The sequence below is a fragment of the Peribacillus glennii genome, from assembly GCF_003429105.1.
Lineage (GTDB): Bacteria > Bacillota > Bacilli > Bacillales > DSM-1321 > Peribacillus > Peribacillus glennii.
The window spans coordinates 141,012-162,346 of record NZ_QVTD01000008.1 but is presented as its reverse complement, the minus strand read 5'-3'; the positions used below and the strand labels follow the sequence as shown (position 1 = coordinate 162,346).

The 21,335-nt window shown below is 40.7% G+C and carries 20 protein-coding genes; 2 read left to right on the top strand and 18 right to left on the bottom strand.

Going from position 1 to position 21,335, the window contains the following annotated elements; all coding sequences use genetic code 11:
- Positions 1–7: 7 nt before the first annotated feature.
- The 12 genes from D0466_RS13460 to D0466_RS13405 form a co-directional block, all read right to left on the bottom strand.
- Positions 8–1,261: a CaiB/BaiF CoA transferase family protein gene (locus D0466_RS13460; protein WP_117323079.1), complete on the bottom strand. Its 1,254-nt coding sequence runs from the start codon at positions 1,259–1,261 to the stop codon at positions 8–10.
- A gap of 9 nt (positions 1,262–1,270) precedes the next feature.
- Entirely contained in the window at positions 1,271–2,131 is an 861-nt protein-coding gene (locus tag D0466_RS13455) for a helix-turn-helix domain-containing protein (RefSeq protein ID WP_117323078.1), read from the bottom strand.
- A gap of 78 nt (positions 2,132–2,209) precedes the next feature.
- A complete protein-coding gene (locus D0466_RS13450) occupies positions 2,210–2,953 on the bottom strand; it encodes an SDR family oxidoreductase (protein ID WP_117323077.1) in 744 nt (247 codons plus the stop codon).
- 92 nt (positions 2,954–3,045) lie between these two features.
- Positions 3,046–4,176: a serine hydrolase domain-containing protein gene (locus D0466_RS13445; RefSeq protein ID WP_117323076.1), complete on the bottom strand. Its 1,131-nt coding sequence runs from the start codon at positions 4,174–4,176 to the stop codon at positions 3,046–3,048.
- A 224-nt stretch (positions 4,177–4,400) separates the two neighbouring features.
- A complete protein-coding gene (locus D0466_RS13440; RefSeq protein WP_117323075.1) occupies positions 4,401–5,195 on the bottom strand; it encodes a CoA transferase in 795 nt (264 codons plus the stop codon).
- On the bottom strand, positions 5,149–5,406 hold the full coding sequence (locus tag D0466_RS23325) for a CoA transferase (RefSeq protein WP_158555907.1): 258 nt from the start codon (positions 5,404–5,406) through the stop codon (positions 5,149–5,151). The genes D0466_RS13440 and D0466_RS23325 overlap by 47 nt, the downstream gene beginning before the upstream one ends.
- A gap of 113 nt (positions 5,407–5,519) precedes the next feature.
- Positions 5,520–6,524, bottom strand: a complete 1,005-nt coding sequence (locus tag D0466_RS13430) for an ABC transporter ATP-binding protein (protein WP_117323073.1) — start codon at positions 6,522–6,524, stop codon at positions 5,520–5,522.
- The gene (locus D0466_RS13425; protein ID WP_117323072.1) at positions 6,493–7,518 is read right to left on the bottom strand and encodes an ABC transporter ATP-binding protein; all 1,026 of its coding nucleotides are present in this window, start codon (positions 7,516–7,518) and stop codon (positions 6,493–6,495) included. Before D0466_RS13425 ends, D0466_RS13430 begins: the two co-directional genes overlap by 32 nt.
- Before the next feature lie 17 nt (positions 7,519–7,535).
- On the bottom strand, positions 7,536–8,375 hold the full coding sequence (locus D0466_RS13420) for an ABC transporter permease (protein ID WP_117323071.1): 840 nt from the start codon (positions 8,373–8,375) through the stop codon (positions 7,536–7,538).
- A 16-nt stretch (positions 8,376–8,391) separates the two neighbouring features.
- On the bottom strand, positions 8,392–9,336 hold the full coding sequence (locus tag D0466_RS13415; RefSeq protein ID WP_117323070.1) for an ABC transporter permease: 945 nt from the start codon (positions 9,334–9,336) through the stop codon (positions 8,392–8,394).
- 59 nt (positions 9,337–9,395) lie between these two features.
- Positions 9,396–10,970, bottom strand: coding sequence for an ABC transporter substrate-binding protein (locus D0466_RS13410; RefSeq protein ID WP_117323069.1), 1,575 nt, complete (start codon positions 10,968–10,970; stop codon positions 9,396–9,398).
- A gap of 17 nt (positions 10,971–10,987) precedes the next feature.
- The gene (locus D0466_RS13405) at positions 10,988–12,478 is read right to left on the bottom strand and encodes a carboxylesterase/lipase family protein (protein ID WP_117323068.1); all 1,491 of its coding nucleotides are present in this window, start codon (positions 12,476–12,478) and stop codon (positions 10,988–10,990) included.
- A 1,540-nt stretch (positions 12,479–14,018) separates the two neighbouring features.
- On the opposite strand from D0466_RS13405, the gene D0466_RS22235 reads away from it, so the two are divergent.
- Positions 14,019–14,174 (top strand): hypothetical protein, encoded by a 156-nt coding sequence (locus D0466_RS22235; protein ID WP_158555906.1) that lies wholly within the window; start codon positions 14,019–14,021, stop codon positions 14,172–14,174.
- Between the two features lie 196 nt (positions 14,175–14,370).
- Here the strand turns inward: D0466_RS22235 and rlmD are convergent, their stop codons facing one another.
- From rlmD to D0466_RS13375, 6 genes are all read right to left on the bottom strand, one after another.
- Complete coding sequence (gene rlmD / locus D0466_RS13400) at positions 14,371–15,762, bottom strand: 23S rRNA (uracil(1939)-C(5))-methyltransferase RlmD (RefSeq protein ID WP_117323067.1); 1,392 nt, start codon at positions 15,760–15,762, stop codon at positions 14,371–14,373.
- Entirely contained in the window at positions 15,734–16,642 is a 909-nt protein-coding gene (locus D0466_RS13395) for a DNA-3-methyladenine glycosylase family protein (protein ID WP_117323066.1), read from the bottom strand. The genes rlmD and D0466_RS13395 overlap by 29 nt, the downstream gene beginning before the upstream one ends.
- Positions 16,643–16,717: 75 nt before the next feature.
- Positions 16,718–17,512 carry a delta-lactam-biosynthetic de-N-acetylase gene (gene pdaA, locus D0466_RS13390; RefSeq protein ID WP_117323065.1) on the bottom strand — a complete coding sequence of 265 codons (795 nt, stop codon included), beginning with the start codon at positions 17,510–17,512 and terminating at the stop codon, positions 16,718–16,720.
- A 105-nt stretch (positions 17,513–17,617) separates the two neighbouring features.
- A complete protein-coding gene (locus D0466_RS13385) occupies positions 17,618–17,812 on the bottom strand; it encodes a hypothetical protein (protein ID WP_117323064.1) in 195 nt (64 codons plus the stop codon).
- 124 nt (positions 17,813–17,936) lie between these two features.
- Positions 17,937–19,511 carry a fumarate hydratase gene (locus tag D0466_RS13380; protein ID WP_117323063.1) on the bottom strand — a complete coding sequence of 525 codons (1,575 nt, stop codon included), beginning with the start codon at positions 19,509–19,511 and terminating at the stop codon, positions 17,937–17,939.
- A 279-nt stretch (positions 19,512–19,790) separates the two neighbouring features.
- Positions 19,791–19,970 carry an SE1561 family protein gene (locus D0466_RS13375; RefSeq protein ID WP_117323062.1) on the bottom strand — a complete coding sequence of 60 codons (180 nt, stop codon included), beginning with the start codon at positions 19,968–19,970 and terminating at the stop codon, positions 19,791–19,793.
- Between the two features lie 157 nt (positions 19,971–20,127).
- Between D0466_RS13375 and yfkAB the strand changes: the two genes are divergently transcribed.
- On the top strand, positions 20,128–21,255 hold the full coding sequence (gene yfkAB, locus D0466_RS13370; RefSeq protein ID WP_117323061.1) for a radical SAM/CxCxxxxC motif protein YfkAB: 1,128 nt from the start codon (positions 20,128–20,130) through the stop codon (positions 21,253–21,255).
- The last annotated feature ends 80 nt before the right edge of the window (positions 21,256–21,335 follow it).

Genomic DNA, 21,335 nt, shown 5'->3' with positions numbered 1-21,335 from the left:
CATACATTTAAATTTTGTTGACTATACAATTATCGTAAGTGTCAACTCTTACTATATTGTTTACGATAAAATCCTCTATTTCGTCGTCAGAAAATCCCAATTGCGCTAAGATCTCCTTTGAATGTTCACCTAGAGTTGGAGGTATAGTAAACTCTTTTATATTTTCTGTTATTTTAATCGCAACACCAGGAACCGGGACATTAAGATTTCCAATATTTAAAGATTTAATCATTTCTCTGTGTTGGATTTGTGGATTATTTATTACTTCATCTAAATTATTCACTGGACTACTAGCAATACCTTTTTGTTGTAAAAATTGAAAAGCTTCCTCTTTTGTATGTTGAATTGTCCACTCAGCAATAGTCTTATCCAATATTTCTCTGTTTTTGAATCTTCCTTCTTCCATGAAGAATGGTGAATTACTTTGAGCCCATTCATTTTTGCCAATTAGTTTAGCAAATTCGATCCACTTTTTTTCAGGTGCATTTATATAGGCACCTAGAAAAACATACCCATCTATTGTAGGGAATGCTTTCGAATATTGAAAACGATCACTCGTTCCCCACCTTTGTTTTGTGATTCCATGTAACTTGGCTTCAGAGATGCTAAACCCTAATAATGAAACCAATCCATCAAGCATACTAATATCCACAAAACGTCCTTTTCCAGTTCTTTCTTTATGAAACAAGGCCAACATAGTCCCTAGAGTTGCTTGCAAGCCAGCAATATGATCTGCAATGAAAAATCCAACATAGGTCGGCGGACCATCTGGATGTCCTGTTAATTCTGCTAATCCGCTCATGGACTGAATCACTCCATCATATGCTCCGTAATCCCGGTAAGGTCCAGTTGTTCCAAATCCAGTAATATGTACCATGCTAATTTCAGGATTAATAGCGGATATGGTTTCATAACTAAAGCCTAATTTTTCAGGTACATTGGAACCATAATTGGTCACTAAAACATCAGACGTTTCAATTAAGCGGTGAAGAATGGCTTTACCTTTCGAACTTTTCAAGTCTAATGAAAGCCCTCTTTTATTCCGGTTTTCTGAGGCAAAATATAAACTAATATCATCATGCATTGGGGCAGATGTCCTTCCAACTTCCCCATCCAGCCGTTCAATCTTTATGACATCAGCCCCATAGTCAGCAAGTATTTGGCTGCAATATGGTCCCGCAATATAATGGGTTAAATCCAAAACTCTTACTCCAGATAGAACAGTCATAAATTTCACCTCATCTTTTAGAAATTTTTTCATTAAGAATCGCTATACATCATTCCTCGTTTGCTGAGCAGGAATCGTTGCAATCGCCTTCACTTTAGAACTCACAAGAGCTTTGCCACTTAGTTCATGTTTACGGAAGTTCCCAGGTGAAGTACCGACAATTTTTTTAAACGTCTTGATGAAATGAAAAATGTTATTGTATCCGACTTCTTTACTGATTTCTGCTATATCCAAATTGGTGTTAACCAATAACTCCGCGGCCTTATCAATTCTTACTTTATTGAGATACAAGTTGATGGTCATGCCGGTATTTTCTTTAAATATTTTGCAAATATAATTTTTACTATGACCAACAAACTGTGCAAGGTGGTCCAAAGAAATCTCATTCTTATAACTTTCTTGTATATTCTCTTTAATTTGATCGACCACTCTTGACTTTTGTGGATTTGTCGAGATTTCAATTCGTTGAAATCGAATCATATAGTATAGTGCAGTAATGAAGGTATGAGTTGCAATTTCGAGATACCAGGGAAGTGTGTCAATTCCTTCTTTAAAAACCAACTCAAGCATTTCTTCAATATTATCTGAGCCCTGGCATACAATCGGAAGCTGGTTGAGACGTTCTTGAAAATCGTTATCAAAAACAACATACTTTACTTCCAGCATTCGTAAAGGTTTTCCGTCAACATCTCGGGTGTTGGAAATGCCATGGATATCATTTGGTCTTGTAAAAAGATACATTCCCCGACCCATTTTCACGGATTCATTCCCTACAATAAAATCTCCTTCTCCACTAATGACATAGTAAATCTGATAATATTCATGTTTATGAGGCTCAAGACTACTACCAGACGGATATTCACTTTTAGCAAGCCAAAGTATATTTATCATATGATTATTCATTTGTCCGATCACCTGACTGAAATTTTAGTATTATAATAATTCGTGCCCCTCCTTACAAATTCCTCTGCGATACGTTTATTAAGTTGTAGCTCCCCCGCTTAGAATGAGACACTGACCCGATATGAAACTAGCATCATCACTGGAAAGGAAGGATACAGCACTTGCGACTTCATTCGGTTGTCCAAGTCTTCTTAAAGGTATTAGCTTCATATGTTCTGCGATGATTTCTTGAGGAACATTATTGTACATGTCCGTTTCAATATAACCAGGAGCAACACAGTTCACTGTAATATTTTTGGGACCGCCTTCCTTCGCCAGTGTTTTGGAAAATCCGATTAAACCTGCTTTTGAGGTGGCGTAATTCGCTTGCCCTACATTACCAAATGCGGATACCGATGAGATGTTGACGATTCTTCCGTAAGCATTATTTCTCATAATCGGTATGACATATTTACAGAGGTGGTAGGCTCCCTTGAGATTCACATTTAAAACTGCGTCCCATGCCTCATCAGCCATCTTGTGGAACATGCTGTCCCTAGTGATACCAGCATTATTGACCAGGATGTCAACAGTACCAAAACGTTCCACAGCTTGAGAAACAGCGGTTTTTACTTGTGCTTCGCTTGATACATCACATTGGATAGGAAGGACTTTATCACTGGCTTCACCGAGGTTGGAAACCATTTTTTCCACGAGCTTTACATCATATTCAAGAACCGCAACTCCTTCAATACCGTCTTCCAAAAAGCGTTTTACGATTGATTCGCCGATTCCTTTTCCACCTCCAGTAACAATGGCATATTTTCCTGATAATTTCCCCATAATCGTGACCTCCAGTAATTTACGGACTATTAAAATTTCAAATCATATAAACTACATTTCTGCTTGCGATATCCCTTCAGAATAAACTGTTCTTATATTCTGGAATAGAGGATGTTCAGCATTTTAGGCTCAATCAGATGTTTAGGGCTATATATGGTATGCTGGGCTACAAAATAGGAAAGCTTGTTGGCAGGGTCGATAAATGCCTGGACACCGCCGAGGCCGCCCCAAGAGAAAGAGTTCTCAGGTACAAGCCTAAGTGCAGCCGCAGCATCCATCACCACGGACACTCCCAGCCCATATCCGATACCTTCAGCTACGACCATTTCCCGATAATCGCTAAGGCATTTCCCTTTAAGCTGGTTTCTTCGCATGAGATTGATGGTATTTTCGCTTATGATCTTTGGGCCATTTTTCCCAATGCCCCCGCAGGCAAGTGCGTCTGCGAATAATATGTAATCTTCTGCAGTCGTTATCAGGCCTCCGCCTCCACTTTCATGCCTTAATCCGGCGGCACCAATACAATCACTGCTTACCCGTACGACCGATTCCGTTTCATAGCTGTATTGGTACTGGGGAGCAATTCTTTCACGTTTTTCCTCCGGTACGGAAAAACCGCTATCCTTCATTCCCAGAGGGTCAAAGATGTTCTTCTGTAAGTATTCTCCAAAAGACATTCCGGATACGACTTCAATCACAGCACCAAGAACATCATGGCAATAGCTGTAATTCCAGCCTTCGCCCGGTTCAAACAGAAGAGGTTCTTTTGCCAGTGCCTTGACAAAATCCCTTGTACTGAAATCTCGAGCGGTATCGGCCATCAGTTTCCGCATTTCCGGAGTGTCAAGCTCGTAGCTAAGGCCTGCGCACATCGTAAACAGATCAACGATTCTAATATGCTGCTTTGCCGGTTTCATCACAAAGGTTCCACTTTTGACCTTCATATTGTTGAATTCCGGCAGGTATGTATATAGCGGGTCGGCGAGAAGGAGCTTTCCTTTCTCGACGAGCTGCAATGCTGCTATGCAGGTGATCATTTTTGTTGCTGAATAAATATTATAGAGGGCGTTTGTCTGCATCGGAATCCGATTTTCAATATCGGAATAACCCGCCGCATAGCGGAAAATCAAATTGTGATCCTTATATACGATACAATCGATGCCTGAAACGCCAAGCTGTGGTACCGTGTCCATAAAGTCTCGAAGAGCATCAAATTTTTCCATACTTTTCCTCCCGCAATTTTTATCTTTCTTGGAATATGATAGTCTGGAGGTGTGATATTAAATGGCACCAAGTTGCTTTTATTCATTAATATCCTCATCGGATAGATTGAGTAAGCCTTTATAAATCTCGTTATTATGCCACCCTAGAGGCGCCCCTGCCCATTTGACTTGACCTGGTGTCTTTGAAAACTTGGGTACGATCCCTTGCATTTTTATTTCCTTATTTAGTGCATAATCAACAACGGAAATAATAATCTCTCTGTCTTGAAATGCGGATCATTAAAAAGGTCTGCAACCGAATTTACTGGAGAATAAGCAACTCCGTGCTTTTCCATTATTTCACGTGAATGTTCAAGTGTGTGTTCAGAAAAGAAAGAAATGAAATATTCGTCTAATTCATCGGATTTCTTACTCTTAATTGATTGGTAAGAAATCTTGGATCTTTCACTAATTCTGGATGTCCGATAGCGGTCACTAATCTTTCGAAATATTTTGTGTAGATGCAGGAATGACAATCCACTTATGATCTTTTGTATCATATAGATCATGTGAAGCAACAACGGGGTTATAAGTACCCTTTCGCTCAGGCATTTTTCCTTCCAGCTCATAATGTAGTTCTCCATAATTCTTATCAGAGGTTCATATAATGATAGATCTACTAGTTGACCTTCTCCCGTCTGCTTAAAGTGATAAAGCGCTAATATGACAGAAAATGCTCCATAAACCCCTGCCAATGCGTCTGCGATTGGATAACCTGAAAAAATGGGTTTCCGATCTGGGTAACCCGTCATATAGGTTAATCCTGAGAACGATTCAGCTACCCTGGCAAATCCCGTTTTTTCTGAGTATGGGCCATTTGTCCCAAATGCCGAGAAATGAATCATGACAAGATTTTCTTTCATTTTCACTAAATCAGAGTAATCAATTTTCCATTTTTTTAACGTTTCAGGCCTGTAATTTGTAATTACCAAATCAGCCCTTTGAGACTTGTTGATAATATAGCTGCATGCCTTTCTCATTGTTAAAAACTAACGTAATCGCTTTCTTGTTTCTATTTGTAACCTTCCATGTCCCTTCTCCAAAGCTGCGGGTTTGATCCACTTTACTTGGTTGTTCAATCTTAATCACTTCAGCTCCGAAGTCACCAAGCAAGTTGGCTATCAAAGGGCCAGCCAGGACTGTAGAAGCATCAATTACCCGTATTCCTTCAAAAATATTATTTTCTGACAAACCATTACCCCCCTTTTCCATGGCCTTTGCCGGGTACTTCGATAAATAGCATGGTTATTTAGTTGCGGTAACCATGCTATTTTTATCTTTGATTAAAGATAACAACCAAAAGGTTACATAATCATCTTATTTGCAGCTGGCATTTCATCTTCAAATAACAAGCAAGCTGTCATACTCTCTTTTGAGGTTGGGACTAGACTTGGATCCATGCTCTTACATTTTTCCATTGCGACAGGACAACGTGTATGGAAACGACAGCCTGTCGGAGGGTTTGCAGGGCTTGGCAAGTCTCCTTTTAGGAGAATCCGCTCTCTATCCCGAAGCTTTGGATCAGGTAAAGGTACAGCAGATAATAATGCCTTTGTATAAGGATGATGAGGGTTTTCAAACAGTTCCTCTTTCTCTGCGAATTCTGAAATTTTACCTAAGTACATGACTGCAATCTTATCACTGATGTGCTTAACTGCTTGAATCCCGTGGGCGATAAATAGATAGGATAGGCCCATATCTTTTTGAATTTCTTTTAACAGATTTAAGATTTGGGCTTGAATGGAAACGTCTAATGCCGAAACGGGCTCATCACAGACAATTAATTTTGGCTGTAAGGCAAGGGCACGCGCAATCCCGATTCTTTGTCTTTGTCCCCCTGAAAATTCAATCGGATACCTGCTGCCGTGATAGGAGGCCAGCCCTACTCTTTCAAGCAGTTCATCCACCCTTTTTCTTCTTTCTTTTTTTGTTCCAACTTTATGAAGAACAAGAGGCTCAGCCATAATATCTGCAATCGTCATTCTGGGATCAAGTGAAGAATAGGAATCTTGGAAAATCATCTGTAGATTCTTACCCAATTCTTTTTTGCTTTTATAATCAGATAGTTTTTTTCCTTCAAAATAGATGTGCCCATCTGTCGGATTTGTTAGCCCAACAACCATTCTACCAATTGTTGATTTCCCACAGCCAGACTCTCCAACCAAACCCACCGTTTCACCGGGATAAATATTAAGATCGACACCATCCACAGCTTTTACAAACTGATTTTTCTTACCAAAAAGACCGCTTCCAACTGGAAAGTGTTTTTTGATGCCTTTAAGTGACAATAACGGCTGATTCTCTGTCATTTTCGCTCAACGCCTCCTTGGTCAGTGGATTCCAACAGGAGACTCGAGTCCCTGAAGAGTGTTTCTCCAATACAGGAGAGACCTCGTAACATTTTTCCGTTGCAAAGGCACAGCGTGTCACGAAATTACACCCGTTTGGCAGTTCAAGAGGATTGGGCACAACCCCTGGTATAGCATCCAATATTTCCTTTGAGGGTCCATATAATGATGGAATACTATCCATAAGCCCCTTTGTATAAGGATGCTGGGGGTTTTCAAAGATTTCTTCTACAGTACCTTCTTCGACAATTTGTCCGCAATACATGACAAGAACGCGGTCAGCGGTTTCGGCTACAACACCGAGATCATGAGTAATTAATAGAATAGAAATACCAAATTCCTTCTGTAAATCTCTTAATAGATTTAAGATTTGTGACTGAATGGTAACGTCAAGGGCTGTTGTTGGTTCATCAGCGATGAGTAGTTTCGGATTACAGGCAAGGGCAATGGCAATCATCGCTCTTTGCCTCATCCCTCCGGATAATTGATGGGGGTAATCATTAAGACGTCTTTCTGCATCAGGAATACCAACTTTATTCAGCAAATCCAGGGCTGTTTTTTTCGCTTCCTTATAACTTACTTTTTTATGTAGGACGATCGATTCTGCAATTTGTCTGCCAATCGGATGGACTGGGTTTAGGGAAGACATTGGATCCTGGAAAATCATCGCAATGTCATTTCCACGTATTTTTCTTAATTCCTTCTCTTTTAATTTCAATAAATCTTGGCCTTCAAACAGTATAGAACTATCCGGACGGTATTTGATGGCACCAGCATTCAATCCCATGATGGAAAGAGAAGAAACACTTTTTCCACTTCCTGATTCACCAACTAAGGCTACAATCTCACCTTTCTTAATTGAAAAAGAAATATCATTGACAGGCTTAATCTCACCTTTTGATGACGGGATGTAAGCTTTTAAATGATTCACTTTTAGTAATGTTTCTGTATTCAAATGGTCTCCCCCCATTTTTAAGATTTTCTTTGTTTTGGATCAAGCGCTACCCTCAGCCCATCGCCGAGAAAGTTCCCAGCTAGGATTGTAAGCAGGATGGCAATCCCAGGATAAACCATCATCCATGGATACATGTCAATCATACTGTAGCCTTGCTGGATCAAATTCCCCCAGCTGACTTCAGGCTGTTGGGCACCCATGCCAAGAAAGCTAAGAGTGGTTTCAATCAGAATCGCAATACTAAGATTAAATGAAGCTTGAACAACGATTGGAGGAGAAATATTTGGAATAATATGTCTAACCATAATCCAAACAGATCCCGCGCCGGATATTTTTGCCGCCTCAACATAAGGTTCTGAACGTACTTGCAGAGTTTGACCTCTAGCAAGTCTCGCAAATTGCGGGGTAAAGATAATCCCAATCGCCATCATGGCATTCATGAGATTGACGCCTAAGGCACTTGTGATTCCTAAGGCAAGGATGATTGCGGGAATGGCAATGATTCCATCCACGATTCGCATAAAAATATCATCAATAATACCGCCAAAATAACCGCTCAAAATCCCTAAAGGTACCCCTATAAAGAGTGGAATCATTATGGCAAACAAGGCTGCCTTAATCGCAGTCTGCGAACCCATTAGCAGTTGACTGAAAATATCCGATCCTAACCCATCGGTACCCAGCCAATGCTCGGTACTTGGAGGAGACATGACTTTCGTTAAATCTTGCTTGAAAGGTTCATAAGGTACAATATAAGGAGCTAGTAGTGCAATGATGACGAGAATGCCGAGAAATATAAAACTGATAAAGGCAAGTCTTTCTGCCATTAACCGTTTGAAAATTGTTTTGAAACTCATTTTCTCAAGTTCCTCTCTAATATTCGATTCGTGGATCTAATAAGGCATAAACAATATCTGTAATAAAGTTAATGACAATAACCATCACAATCATGACCAGTACAACACCCTGCACGATTGTGAAGTCACGCTGTCCAATCGCATTAACAACAAGCTGCCCCATGCCTGGAATAGCAAAAATAGTTTCAACAACAACAGTCGCTCCCAACATCGTTCCAAATAACAGACCAATGGTCGTTACAACAGGTAGCATGGCGTTTTGAAGGCTGTGTTTAAAAATAGCCTGATAGCGGCTTACACCTTTGGAATAGGCAGTACGAACATAGTCTGCATCCATCGTTTCCATTAAGGAGGAGCGCAAATGTCGTGTAATGACGGCAATCCCAGCTAAACTTAGTGAAAACCCCGGCAGGATGATCTGTTGTAAAAAGGATACCGGCTCATGTACAATGCTTGTAAACCCAGTCGCTGGAACCCAATTAAGCTTTAAACTAAAAAATATAATCAGTACCATTGCAACTAAGAAGTTTGGTATCGCTGTACCTAAAGTTCCGAAAAAGCGTGCTACATAATCCATCCAGCTGTTTGGAAAGTAAATGGATGTAATGGCAAAAAACAACCCGCCAACAATGGAAAAAATCATCCCAACCACAACTAACTGCATCGTAACAAAAAGGGTCTGCATTAAGGCTTCATCAACAAGTTGTCCTGTAAAGATGGATCTTCCTAAATCCCCATGAATCGCATTATTTAACCAATGAAAATATTGAAGCATCACAGGTTGATCAAGTCCTAATTGGCGGCGCAATTCCTCAACTTTTTCATGTGTAGCACTATCACCAAGCATTGCCAAAACAGGATCACCTGGAATTAATAGAATTAAAGAAAAGACAATAAGGGTCGTGATGAGCAGCATCGGGATGACATAAAGCAAGCGTCGTAGCAGGAATTTCAAAAACATGATTACCCTCCTTTAAAAAGAGAGTGAAGCAGGATCGGAATCCCACTTCACCATTTAAATTATTTTTGATTTACCCAAAGCGTTGAGAAGATTGGCTTTCCTAGCAAGTTCGGCTGAAAGCCTTTTATTTTCTTGTTCATAGCTTGTATGGCCGGTGTAGTAAATAGTGGTATGGAGAATCCTTCTTGTACGATAGCCTCGTTAACGATTTTCCCAAACAGCTCTGCACGTTTTTCCTGATCATAGGTGGCAGCTGCCTCTAAAATAAGTGATTCAGCATCTGGAGTAGAAATTTTACCTGGATTATAGAAGCTATCTTTTGAGTAAAGACTATTAATGGTCATTTGTGGATCAGGTCGCCCTGACCAATTGCCTGTCAGTGCATCTGCCTCCTTATCAGTCATAAACTTCTGTACAGCTGCGTTTGCTTCTAATGTTTCAATCTTTACGGTTATTCCCACTTTTTCCAGTTGTCCTTTAATCGCATTGGCTAATCTTGTCCACCAATCAATTGGGTAGGTTACTAATGTGAAAGAAACATCGTTAAGACCAGCATCCTTCAACAGCTGCTTTGATTTCTCAGGGTCATACTTTATGTTGATACTGTCATTATGTGCCCAATAACCTTTAGGGAATGGCTGCGCTGCAACTTCCCCTTGGCCAAAGTTAATAGCATCAATCAATTGCTGACGATCAATTCCATGCAATACTGCTAACCTGACCGCCTTGTTATTAAACGGTTCGACATTTGTTTTGAGATAAAGCATACCTAAACCTAAAGTGTTTTCGTTACTTACGACAATATTAGGATTATTCTTTAACGAAGAAACATTTTGTGCTGCAATCCCCGGAACAAAATCAACTTGATTAGATTTCAAGGCATTGATTTGTGAATTGGCATCTGGAATAATTTTGACTGTCATTTTATCAAGATAAATCTGTTCCTTTTTCCAGTAATTCTTAAATGCAGCATAATCAATTTGTCCATTTGGAATATGATTTGTTACTTCGAACGGGCCGGCTCCAACTGGATGCTGCGAATAATCTGCACCATATTTATTCACTGCTGTTGGAGAAACCATCATCCCACCGCGATCAGATAAAGCTAACAAGATCGATGAATCAGGCTTTGACAAATGAAGCTTCACCGTTGTTTCGTCTACAACCTCAACACTTTCGATACTCTTTAAATCACTAATTTGTGAATCCTTTGAATTAACGCGTTCAATGTTAAATTTTACTGCTTCTGCATTAAATGGTGTTCCGTCATGGAAGGTGACACCTTTTCTTAGATGAAGAACCATTGTCTTGTCATCTGGAAATTCCCAAGATTCAGCTATCCCTGGTTCAGGTTTCATATCTGGAGTGAATTTAACCAATGTTTCATATACTGGCCATAATAGAGCATGGTCATTACCTGTAGTACCCTTGATTGGGTCAAAGTTCGTAATATCTACACCATAGGCAATTTTTATTTCTCCACCTTTTTGAGGTTGCCCTTGTGCTTCATTGTCCGATTTCGTATTTCCTTCAGAGGTTGAACTTTTAGAATTGCTACTACACCCTGCCATTACCATCGTCAAAGCAACTAAAAGCAGCAGGATGGTTTGAAAACTTTTCTTTAGTTTTGGCATCGTATTTCCCCCTTTTTTTATTTTTTATTTTGAAAGACTTGTTCCCAACCCAAACGTTTTTGACTATCAGGATCATTTTCAACCTCATTTTTCGTATTAAAAAGCATGGTAGCCCTGTTTTCCAAATCGTATTTTGGCCAATCAGGTAATTCCGTTATATTCGGATCACCATGATGCGCGAAAGCAATCCATGCTCGATGCATCTGTTCGGCTAGTTTATAACGATGAGGATCATTTCCTGTCATATTTGCCGTTTCTGGATGAGACAGATTATTCCAAACAAAAGGAATTTCAAGTGCATGAAAAGCCTTTAATGCTCCATCAAATACCTTACTTTCATAGTCAAATCGGTACATCCAAACAGGCGCACTATGCTTTGCTTGACTTTCACTAAATAAAATGGCTGGTATTGTAAAAACATAGTGGCTCATTGCCTCTTCAAAGAGTGTTTTAGTTAACTCATGATCTTGGATTACATATTGGGAAACATTCTTCCAAAAAGGCTCAAATGAAAGTTCAAAAATATTCTTTAACTTACTTTGATCCATTTGTTCCCACATGGGATCGAAATGAGTAAAAAGTAGTGATTCATCCATATTAGTACCGACTAATACAGGAATATCGTTTGCAAAGCCTTCGTCCAGCACTTTTTCTGGTTGGTCGGAAATAATTATGCCGTCTCCAACAGGGCCGAATGCCGTTCGTGGAAAAATTTGAATGGCCTTTAAAATCGTTTCTGCAGGAATGCTTTCTAATGCTGACAGGTCTTCTGGATCCACCTGAAGTTCAGAGAGAAGTTGCTTAGTCATTTCATTTGCTTTTTCAACTGATACCATACATCTGGCAGTCCCGCTTTGCAGGATGGCTTTATGAAAAAGCCCTTTTGCAATTCGCATGGATAAAAGGTTACCAACACTGACAGCTCCAGCTGATTCACCAAAAATGGTGACGTTATTCGGATCTCCGCCAAACGCTTCTATATTTTCTTTGACCCATTTTAATGCAGCCACTTGATCGAGAAGTCCGCAATTACCTGAACCTCGATATGCTTCACCCGCAATATCACTTAAATGAAGAAATCCAAAAACACCTAGGCGATAATTGAGCGTGACTATAACCACATCTCCTTGTTCCGCAAATGATTTCCCGTCATACAAATAGCTTGAACCAGAACCATACATAAATGAACCCCCATGAATCCAGACCATAACAGGCCGCCTTTTATTATCTGCACCTGGGGACCAAATATTGAGATATAAGCAATCCTCATTTATATTCGCTGGTGAATCACCCAAAAACTTCATAGCTGGGCTCTCTGATTGAAATGCTGCTGGACCAAACTCTTTGGCTTCCTTCACCTCTGCCCATGATTCTGGTTCTTCTGGTGGACGAAAACGGAGAGAGTTGATGGGTGGAAATGCATAAGGTATACCTTTCCAAATGCTAACCTCTCCTTCTCTTATACCTTCCACCATACCAAATCGCGTTTTTGCCAAGATTGCAGACATTTTATTCCCCCCTATTACCTTACCGAATAGCAAAATAACCATTGGCTACCATTTTTCAATGTATAAATTTATTTGCTAATAACTCTTCCTTCGGACAGCGAAAACTTAGTGATGAGATAGGTTTACTTACACAAAAATTGTTGTTTACTCTTTTGCAAAGTCAGGTCCTCTTTTTCTGTATATGGTCCATTTCTTCTAAGTGCCGAAAAATCCAACAGAATAAATGTTTTTAAGTTGTTTAATAAATCTAAATTTTCGGTTTTATTGAGACACTTTAAGCCCACACACCTCACCAGCCTTTGTGACTAGTTGAGAAAAGGGTACAACTCATTTCTCTTTGTTAAAACCTTAAGTAAACGCTTTCTTTTATTCTTTCAATTTATTTTTATCTCAGCATCATCTTTTGAGGTAGTTTTAGCAAAAGTTTGATGAACTTGATTTTCAAACCTAGAAGCCTATAAGCACCATTAAAGCGCTTTCAATTTGTTGCATAGGTTAAACCAGCTTTCACCAAATGGTCTTAATCTTAATTCACCACCTTTATTTCAAAAACATCCGAATAATATAAGACAATTTTAATCAAAAAATTTGTCTATATTAATCAAACAGAATTTAGTTTTTTTTACTATATTTTTTAGAATTATCTGATTAATTCAACAAAAATATAACATGCGATATATTCTTACGTCAATAAAAAATTGATATATATTAATCGCAAATTAAGATCCAAATCTAACTTGATAATTCTTACTCGAATTCCTGTTTATTCAAATTGCTGTGCTTTGTCTTAGTTTATCGGTTGTACATTAAAACCCTTACTATGAGTATTCAGGCAACCTACATGCGTTAGCACTATAAAGTCTAGGCTTTCACCCATTCTCATTTAACTCGAGTACCTTCAGTTTAATAAATTCTCTGTATGTATCCTCGTAACCAAAATCTTTTAATATACTAGTTGTTCTTTCCGCTTTACATCTAACCAGAAATAAATCATCAATGTTAGCTGGAGACATTTTGATAATTTATATCACCCATAATAGTTTTTCTCCTGTACCAGTATTATAAAAATTGCCGTAGCCCTTTTGTTCAATGTGACGATTTCTCGTGACTATTACATGCACCACCAATTCCCTCTAAATATCCCTATTAATTGGATTTTTTCTTAATCTTTAACAACTTTTTGTCCAATAGGATTACAATACTTAACATACACAATTTTATTATTATGAAAACGAACGATTAAGACCATTAAGTAAAATAGTAATCACTATTCTCCAGGAATTATAGGAAAAAGCTGAGAATGAAAACTATTAACATTTGGAGAATATATAGCTCAGAATAATCTCTGAGCCTTTAATGGTTAAAGTACTGATTTAATAAGTTTTTCAGTGGCAATGTGTAATATTTGTGTAAGGTAAATCATTTTCTTATTTATTAGAGTTCTACTGTTAATTTTAAGAAATCTTTATATTAAGATAGGGAAAAGATGCAGGTACTATTTACATGATATCTCCTAACAATACTAACTGAGATAAAAAACTTGGAGAAGCAGTCTGAGAAGCTTAATCAACAATTTAATAGCCTTCTCTCTCTTCATGCAGAAAAGGTCATCACAAGCGAACAGTTCAAAGAGAAGAACCAATCGCTTTCTGAACAGCAATTGGTATTAGCTAATCGAAAAATAGAACTGCATTAGACAAAAAAAGACCAAGATAAGAATATCCAGGTCTTCAAAAAAATCGCCAACAGCTTCTTCAGTCTCGACATGAGCGACCAGCAATTTATTAAACCGGTTCTTCAACGACTCATTGAAAAGATCGAAGTATTTGAGAAAGAGAAGATTGTCATCCACTACAACCTTACACCTTGAGGCTTCAAACGTTAGGTACAGTTTATTCGTCTGTACCTTTCAAAACAAGCTTCACTATCACTTCCACATGCGAGGTCTGCGGAAACATATCCACCGGCTGCATGTATTCTACTTTGTACAGCTTGCTTAATGTCTGCAGGTCCTTTGCAAGCGTTGAAGGATTGCATGAGACATATACTACTTTTTTAGGTTTTACTTTTAATATCGTTTGAAGAAGGGCGTCATCACAGCCGGTTCTTGGCGGGTCGACGACGAGCACGTCAGGCCTCCAGCCTTCCTTGATCCATTTGGGGAGGATTTGCTCAGCTTTGCCGACTTCGTATTTTACGTTTTTTCGGTTGTGGCGTTCTGCATTTTTACGTGCATCTTTGATTGATTCTTTGATGACATCCATGCCGCGTACTTCTTTTGCCCCTTCTGACAGCCATAGCCCGATGGTACCTACGCCGCAATAGGCGTCCACTACCCTTTCCTTTCCTGTCAATGCGGCCGCTTTTTTGACTTCATCATACAGCTTTACCGTTTGGACCGGATTCAATTGAAAGAAAGTACGTGCTGACAATTCATAGGAAAGGTCGCCCAATGTTTCATTTATGACTTGTTCACCAGCTAAATGGACGGTTTTTTCGCCGAAAATAAGGGATGTATTTTTATTATTCACATTTTGCACGATGGATTTTACTTCCGGAAGCTGTTCTGTTATTGCTTTAATAATCAAATCTTTTTTCGGAAGCTCGTCCGTACTAGTAACAATTACAACCTGGACTTCGCCTGTTTGAAAACCGACCCGCGTGATAACTGTGCGCACTATCCCTTTTTTCTTTTTTTCATTATAGATAGAAATGTTCAGATCCTTTAAAATCCGCTTTATAACCGATGTCGCCGTGTTGCTGGCGGGATGCTGCACCATGCAGTTAGGCAGGTCAATTAAGCGATGCGAGTTCAATCCATATAATCCCGCAATTACTTCGCCGTCTTTCAGGCCGACCTGAAACTGGCTTTTATTGCGGTAGTTCCACGGATTTTCCATACCGATCGTTTCTTTCACTTGATGTGGCTCAAGCGGGATACGGGTATAACGTTCCATCGATTGAATCACGATATCACGTTTTTCAATCAGCTGCTGGCTGTATCGCAAATGCTGGAGCTGGCAGCCACCGCATTCTTCGAAAACCGGACATGGCGGTTTAACGCGATGTGGTGATGGCTTTCTGATTTTTTTTATTCTGGCTTCCGAGAATTTCGGTTCGACTTTCGTTGCTTCGGCGACAATTTCTTCTCCGGGCAGTGCCCCTGGGACGAATACTACTTTCTTTTTAAAGTAGCCGACGCCCTCCCCATTAATGCCGAGGCGTTTTATTGTCAAAGGGAAGGTTTGCTTCAATTCAAGCTTCGTATCTTGGTGATTTGCCATCTTTTTCACTCCGTTTTTCAATGCTTCTCCACAAGTAAAAAGAAGCATAGCTTAAGAATGGAGCCCAGCCTTTGCTATATGTCTCCATTTCTTCTTGTGTCGGCTTTTGTGGAAGCCCGTATAATTTTTGCACTGCTTTTTGAATGCCGATATCCGCTTTCGGAAACAGATTCGGCCGGCCGACTCCGAATAAAAGGAAGCTTTCCGCCGTCCACTTTCCAATTCCTCTAATTTCAACCAGCCTATCGATAATCTCTTGATCCGATTTCATCGCAAGCTCGTTTAAATCAAGCTTTCCTTCTACAATCTCTTTCGAGAGCCCGATAATATATTCCGCTTTTCTTGTGCTGAATTGGATTTCCCTCAGCTGTTCTACTGCCAATGCCGCCGTCTGCTCCGGTGTAGGATAAAACCAAACTCCGTCTACTTCGAATCCGAACGTTTTTACAAAGCGTTCTGTCAGCTTGTAGGCAAAAGCCAGGTTTAACTGCTGATGGATGATGCTTTTGACTAAGCAGTCATAATAATCAAAGTCCAATACAATCGCCGTTCCATGATGCTTTTCAAAAATATCCTTCAAGTCAGTGTCTTTGAAATGGGATGATATTTCGCTTAGCGGCTTATGCCAATGAAAAATCTTTTTTAGCTTTTCGATGGCTTGATGTTCCGAAGAATCCGGCCCACCGTTTACAACAAAAACCGGTTTGTCAGTGCTTCCCTTACTTTGGACAGTTATGACAACAGGCTTTTTTTCTATATAAAGTGGTACTTTAATCACGCGGTTGTTGGTGTCGACTACATGAAGAGGATCCAATTGCAACCGGTCAAGAACAAGGTCGAAATTGTAAGGCCCTTGGACCTCCAGTGTTTCAGTCCACATAGAAATCCTTCCTTTTGCAGTTTTCCACGTATTATAGCACGTTTTTCTTTAAATTACTTGTAACTAACATTTATGTCAGTAAAGCATCCTGTCTGGCAGCTGCTGCCCAATCATTAAATCATCCAGGCTTTTAAAGGTGTAGCCCTGTTTTTTTAAATCTGTGATGATTGAGTCCAGTGCATCTGCATTATCTTTTGAAACCGTATGTAAAAGCAGGATCGCTCCGGGATGGATTTGTTTCATGACCTCATTATAGGAGTACTGCGGCCCTTTTTGTTGATCCACTACCCAATCTTTGAAAGCCAGCGACCAAAATATATGCTGATACCCCTCTTCTTTTGCCACTGCCATTGTCCTTTCGCTGAACACCCCGCGCGGAGGCCGGAGGTACTTCATTTCTTTCTGGCCAGTCAGCCACTCAGTCTTCTCACGTACCATCTCAAGCTCTTCGCGAATTTTTTCATTTGTGATCGTTGTCATATCAGGATGATGCCACGAATGGTTACCGACAGTGTGGCCTTCTTTCACCATTCGTTTCACCAAATCCGGTGCCGTATTCAAATAATGTCCTGTTATAAAAAAAGTGCCGGGTACATGATGTTTTTTTAACACGTCCATCACTTTTGTTGTATAACCATTTTCGTATCCATTATCAAATGTGAGATAAATATCTTTTTTTGCCGGATCACCCTTATACACGGCTCCATATCTGGCAATCATTCCATCATATGCCTGACCTGCTTCGGCTGGCATCCCGTTTCTTCCTTTTTTAAATCCCCAGCTATGCGGTGAACTTGATTCTGCAAGAGCTTTAGTGGAAAGCAACATAAAGAAGCACAACAATATAAGCAGGAGTGCCCTAGTCTGCATATTCGATTACCTCCTGTTTTCAATTTTACTCTTATTGTCTGATAACCTGAAAAAAATATTCAAAAAGGGCTGCCCTGTCATTTATGAAAGGAAGCCCTTTTAAAATTACTTAAATAATGATTTGAAGCCGCTCCAAATCATGTACAGGGACAGAACAAATATATCAATGACCCCAATTGCTGTAGTGATAGGGGAAACAGCGGAAACTATGCTATCCATAGTCCCGGACATTTCGAGGCCGGGCAATAACACTAATGCAAACCCGGATAAGATGGCAAAAAACAATAATCTAACATCCATGATGAATCCCTCCCTTCCATACCAATATATGTCCGGAAGAAAGAGGTTGTTAGCGCTTTTATCAGTGGTTTGAAATTTTTTTTGCATAAAAAAGCCCACAGCAGGTGCTGTGAGCATGAAATGCTTAGTTAAATACAGGTTCCTTGAACTGTCCCAGCTTTTCTAAAGAAGTTTGTGCGACGTCTTTATGCAGGCTGTTTCCATGTGAATCCATCGTAACAACAGCAGTGAACCCTTCTACCTTGAGGTGCCACATTGCTTCTGGAATGCCGAATTCCATCAGGTCGACACCTTCTACGGACTTGATGCAGTCTGCATAGTATTGGGCGGCTCCGCCGATTGCATTGAGGTACACACCGCCATGTTCCTTAAGGGCTTCAAGGGTTTTAGGGCCCATTCCACCTTTTCCGATTACCGCGCGAATCCCGAATTTCTTCATGATATCCCCCTGATAAGGCTCCTCACGGATGGATGTAGTCGGACCTGCGGCCTTTACATGCCAATTGCCCGCTTCATCCTTCATCATAACCGGGCCGCAATGATAGATCACTTGTCCATTAAGGTCGACAGGTGCATCATGGTCTGTCAGGTATTTGTGGATGGCGTCCCGGCCAGTGTACATCATGCCTGTAATATGAACGACATCTCCCACTTTTAATTCACGGATTTGCTCTTCTGTAATCGGGGCTGTCAAAACTACTTCCCGGTTCGTAGGAGCAGGCGCAGCTTCCGCCGCCGCAGCCGTTTCGACAGCAGCGAGCTCCTTTTCCGCCTCTGCGGCAAAGTCGATGTTGTCGCCTTCCTGATAAAGCCATTCATTAATGTCTCCCGTTTCCGGATTCAGTATTACTCCTAAACGGCGGAAGGCCCAGCAGTTATAGGCAACGGAAACGAAGAAGCTGGCTGGGATGCGATGCATGACGCCGATTTTGCATCCAAGCAAGGTGGTCTCGCCGCCAAAGCCCATCGTACCGATTCCAAGTTCGTTCGCTGTCTCCATGATGTACTCTTCGAGCTTGCGCAGGTCTTCATGCGGATTGACATCGTCTGCGCTCCTGAATAGCTGTTCCTTCGCCAGGTCGTAACCGGATGAGCGGTCGCCGCCAATTCCTACACCAATAAATCCGGCACTGCAGCCCTGTCCCTGGGCCTGGTATACCGAGTGAAGGATGCATTTGCGGATGCCGTCAAGGTCGCGGCCGGCTTTACCCAGCCCTTCCAGGTCACAAGGAAGGCTATACTGGATATTCTTATTTTCACAACCGCCCCCTTTTAAGATTAGGCGTACATCTATGTAATCATTGTCCCATTGCTCGAATTTCATCACAGGAAGGCCTAGGCCAAGGTTGTCCCCGCTATTTTTCCCTGTTAAGGAATCTACCGCGTTTGGACGCATCTTTCCTTCGTTTGTGGCCTGGATCATGGCATTCTTGATAGCTTCTTTTATTTCCAGCTGGTTCACGCCAACCGGGGTTTTTATTTTAAATGTCGGAAGCCCGGTATCCTGGCAGATCGGAGATACCTTATCATCCGCCATGGAAATATTTTGTGTGATCGTGGATAAACTCATAGCCGAGCGGGTCCCTGCGTTTTCCCGTTCTTTCGCGGATTTGATCGCTCTGCGGACATCTCTTGGAAGGTTCGTGGACGTCTCAACAATCAACTTGTACATACTCTCTTGAAGCGTTGCAATATTCATGCTACTTTTCCCCCTCATGCTTCCCTTTGTTCTGCAGCCGCTCTTTGCAAGCGGGCGGATGCTGTTCTATGGCGATTGTAATAATAGAATAATCGAAATTTTCATTCCCCGTCCATTATACTCCTATAGATAAAAATAGAAAAGATATCTATTGCAACCGATTGCAAGAAACTTTATTGTTTCAACGCATCAGGGGGTCAGTCCCCCACCGCTTTAAAAGCGGTGGGGGACTGACCCCCTAAACATAAATACGTGTTATAAAACATAAAATGATGCTGGTTAGCGTTTTTTGAATTGTTCTACTTTATCTTCGATATCGTCGATAATGGTAATGAGGCGGTCGATATCGTCAAGTTCCGTGTTTTCTGGTTCTATGTTATCTATAACCTCCATGAACATGGAGAGGCGTTCTTTTAAATATGTTAATTGGTCATCCTTATTATATATTGATTTTCCCACTGTCCTCGCTCCCTTCGATTCTATTATCCTACCGAAAACCGGTCAATCATGCAAATGGATGCCCGAGAATCCCTGGATGAAACCCTTCCATGTTGACATTGTTATTCCGCTTATCGATAATGGGTTAGGCAAGCCCAAAGTTAGGAGTTTTCTTACCATGATACCAACAAAAAATAAAACGTTACATCCGATCACCCCAAAATACGATCCCTGGGAAGCTTATATGGATGTTGAGCAATACGGGAATATGACCCTTACAAATGTAGAATTTACAACGACCACTCTCTGTAATATGAGATGTGAACATTGCGCAGTCGGCTATACTCTTCAGCCTAAAGACCCCGACGCCCTTCCGCTTGATTTGCTGCTGCAAAGGCTTGATGAAATACCTGCACTCCGCAGCTTGAGCATCACAGGCGGAGAGCCCATGCTTTCTAAAAAAGGTGTAATAAATTATGTGGTGCCTCTTTTAAAATATGCGAGGGAAAGAGGTGTCCGCACCCAAATCAATTCCAATTTAACATTGGACCTCGATCGATACAAGGCAATCATTCCATATTTGGACGTTCTCCACATCTCCCATAACTGGGGCACTCTTGATGATTTCATAGATGGCGGTTTCGCTGTGATGGATCGGAAGCCGACAAGGGAACAACGGGCAAAGTTATTTGAAAAAATGATTGAGAACTCGCGTGCATTATCCGAATCCGGTGTCCTTGTTTCCGCCGAGACTATGCTTAATAAGCGGACACTTCCCCATCTGGAACATATACACAAACAAATCGTTGATGAAATGGGCTGCAAGCGCCATGAGATTCATCCAATGTACCCTAGCGACTGGGCTTCTAACCTCGAAACCCTATCATTAGCCGAAATGCGGGCAGCGATCCATCATCTCCTCGATATACGAGATAAAGATACATGGATGCTATTTGGGACTCTGCCTTTTTACCCATGCAGCACTAATCAAGAGGATTTGAACCTTCTTAAGCGGCTTTTTGCTGCTGAAAACGTTACAGTACGAAATGATCCTGATGGCCGTTCACGCTTGAATGTAAATATTTTTAACGGGGAAGTAATAGTGACGGATTTTGGAGATGCTCCTGCACTTGGCAATATTGTTGACCAGACGCTTTCAGCAGCATACGAAACTTGGGTACATTCCAAGCTGGCAAAACAACTGAACTGCCATTGCCCTTCAGTACAGTGCCTCGGTCCAAACGTTCTTGTAAAAAATGCCTATTATCCAGGAACAAATTTCATGGACAGAAAAACAAATATATAACGATCAAACGAAACTGATGGCGAAACCCCGAAGAAAAAAGTTTACACGGCTATTCAGTCTATATTTAGATATGTTAGCGC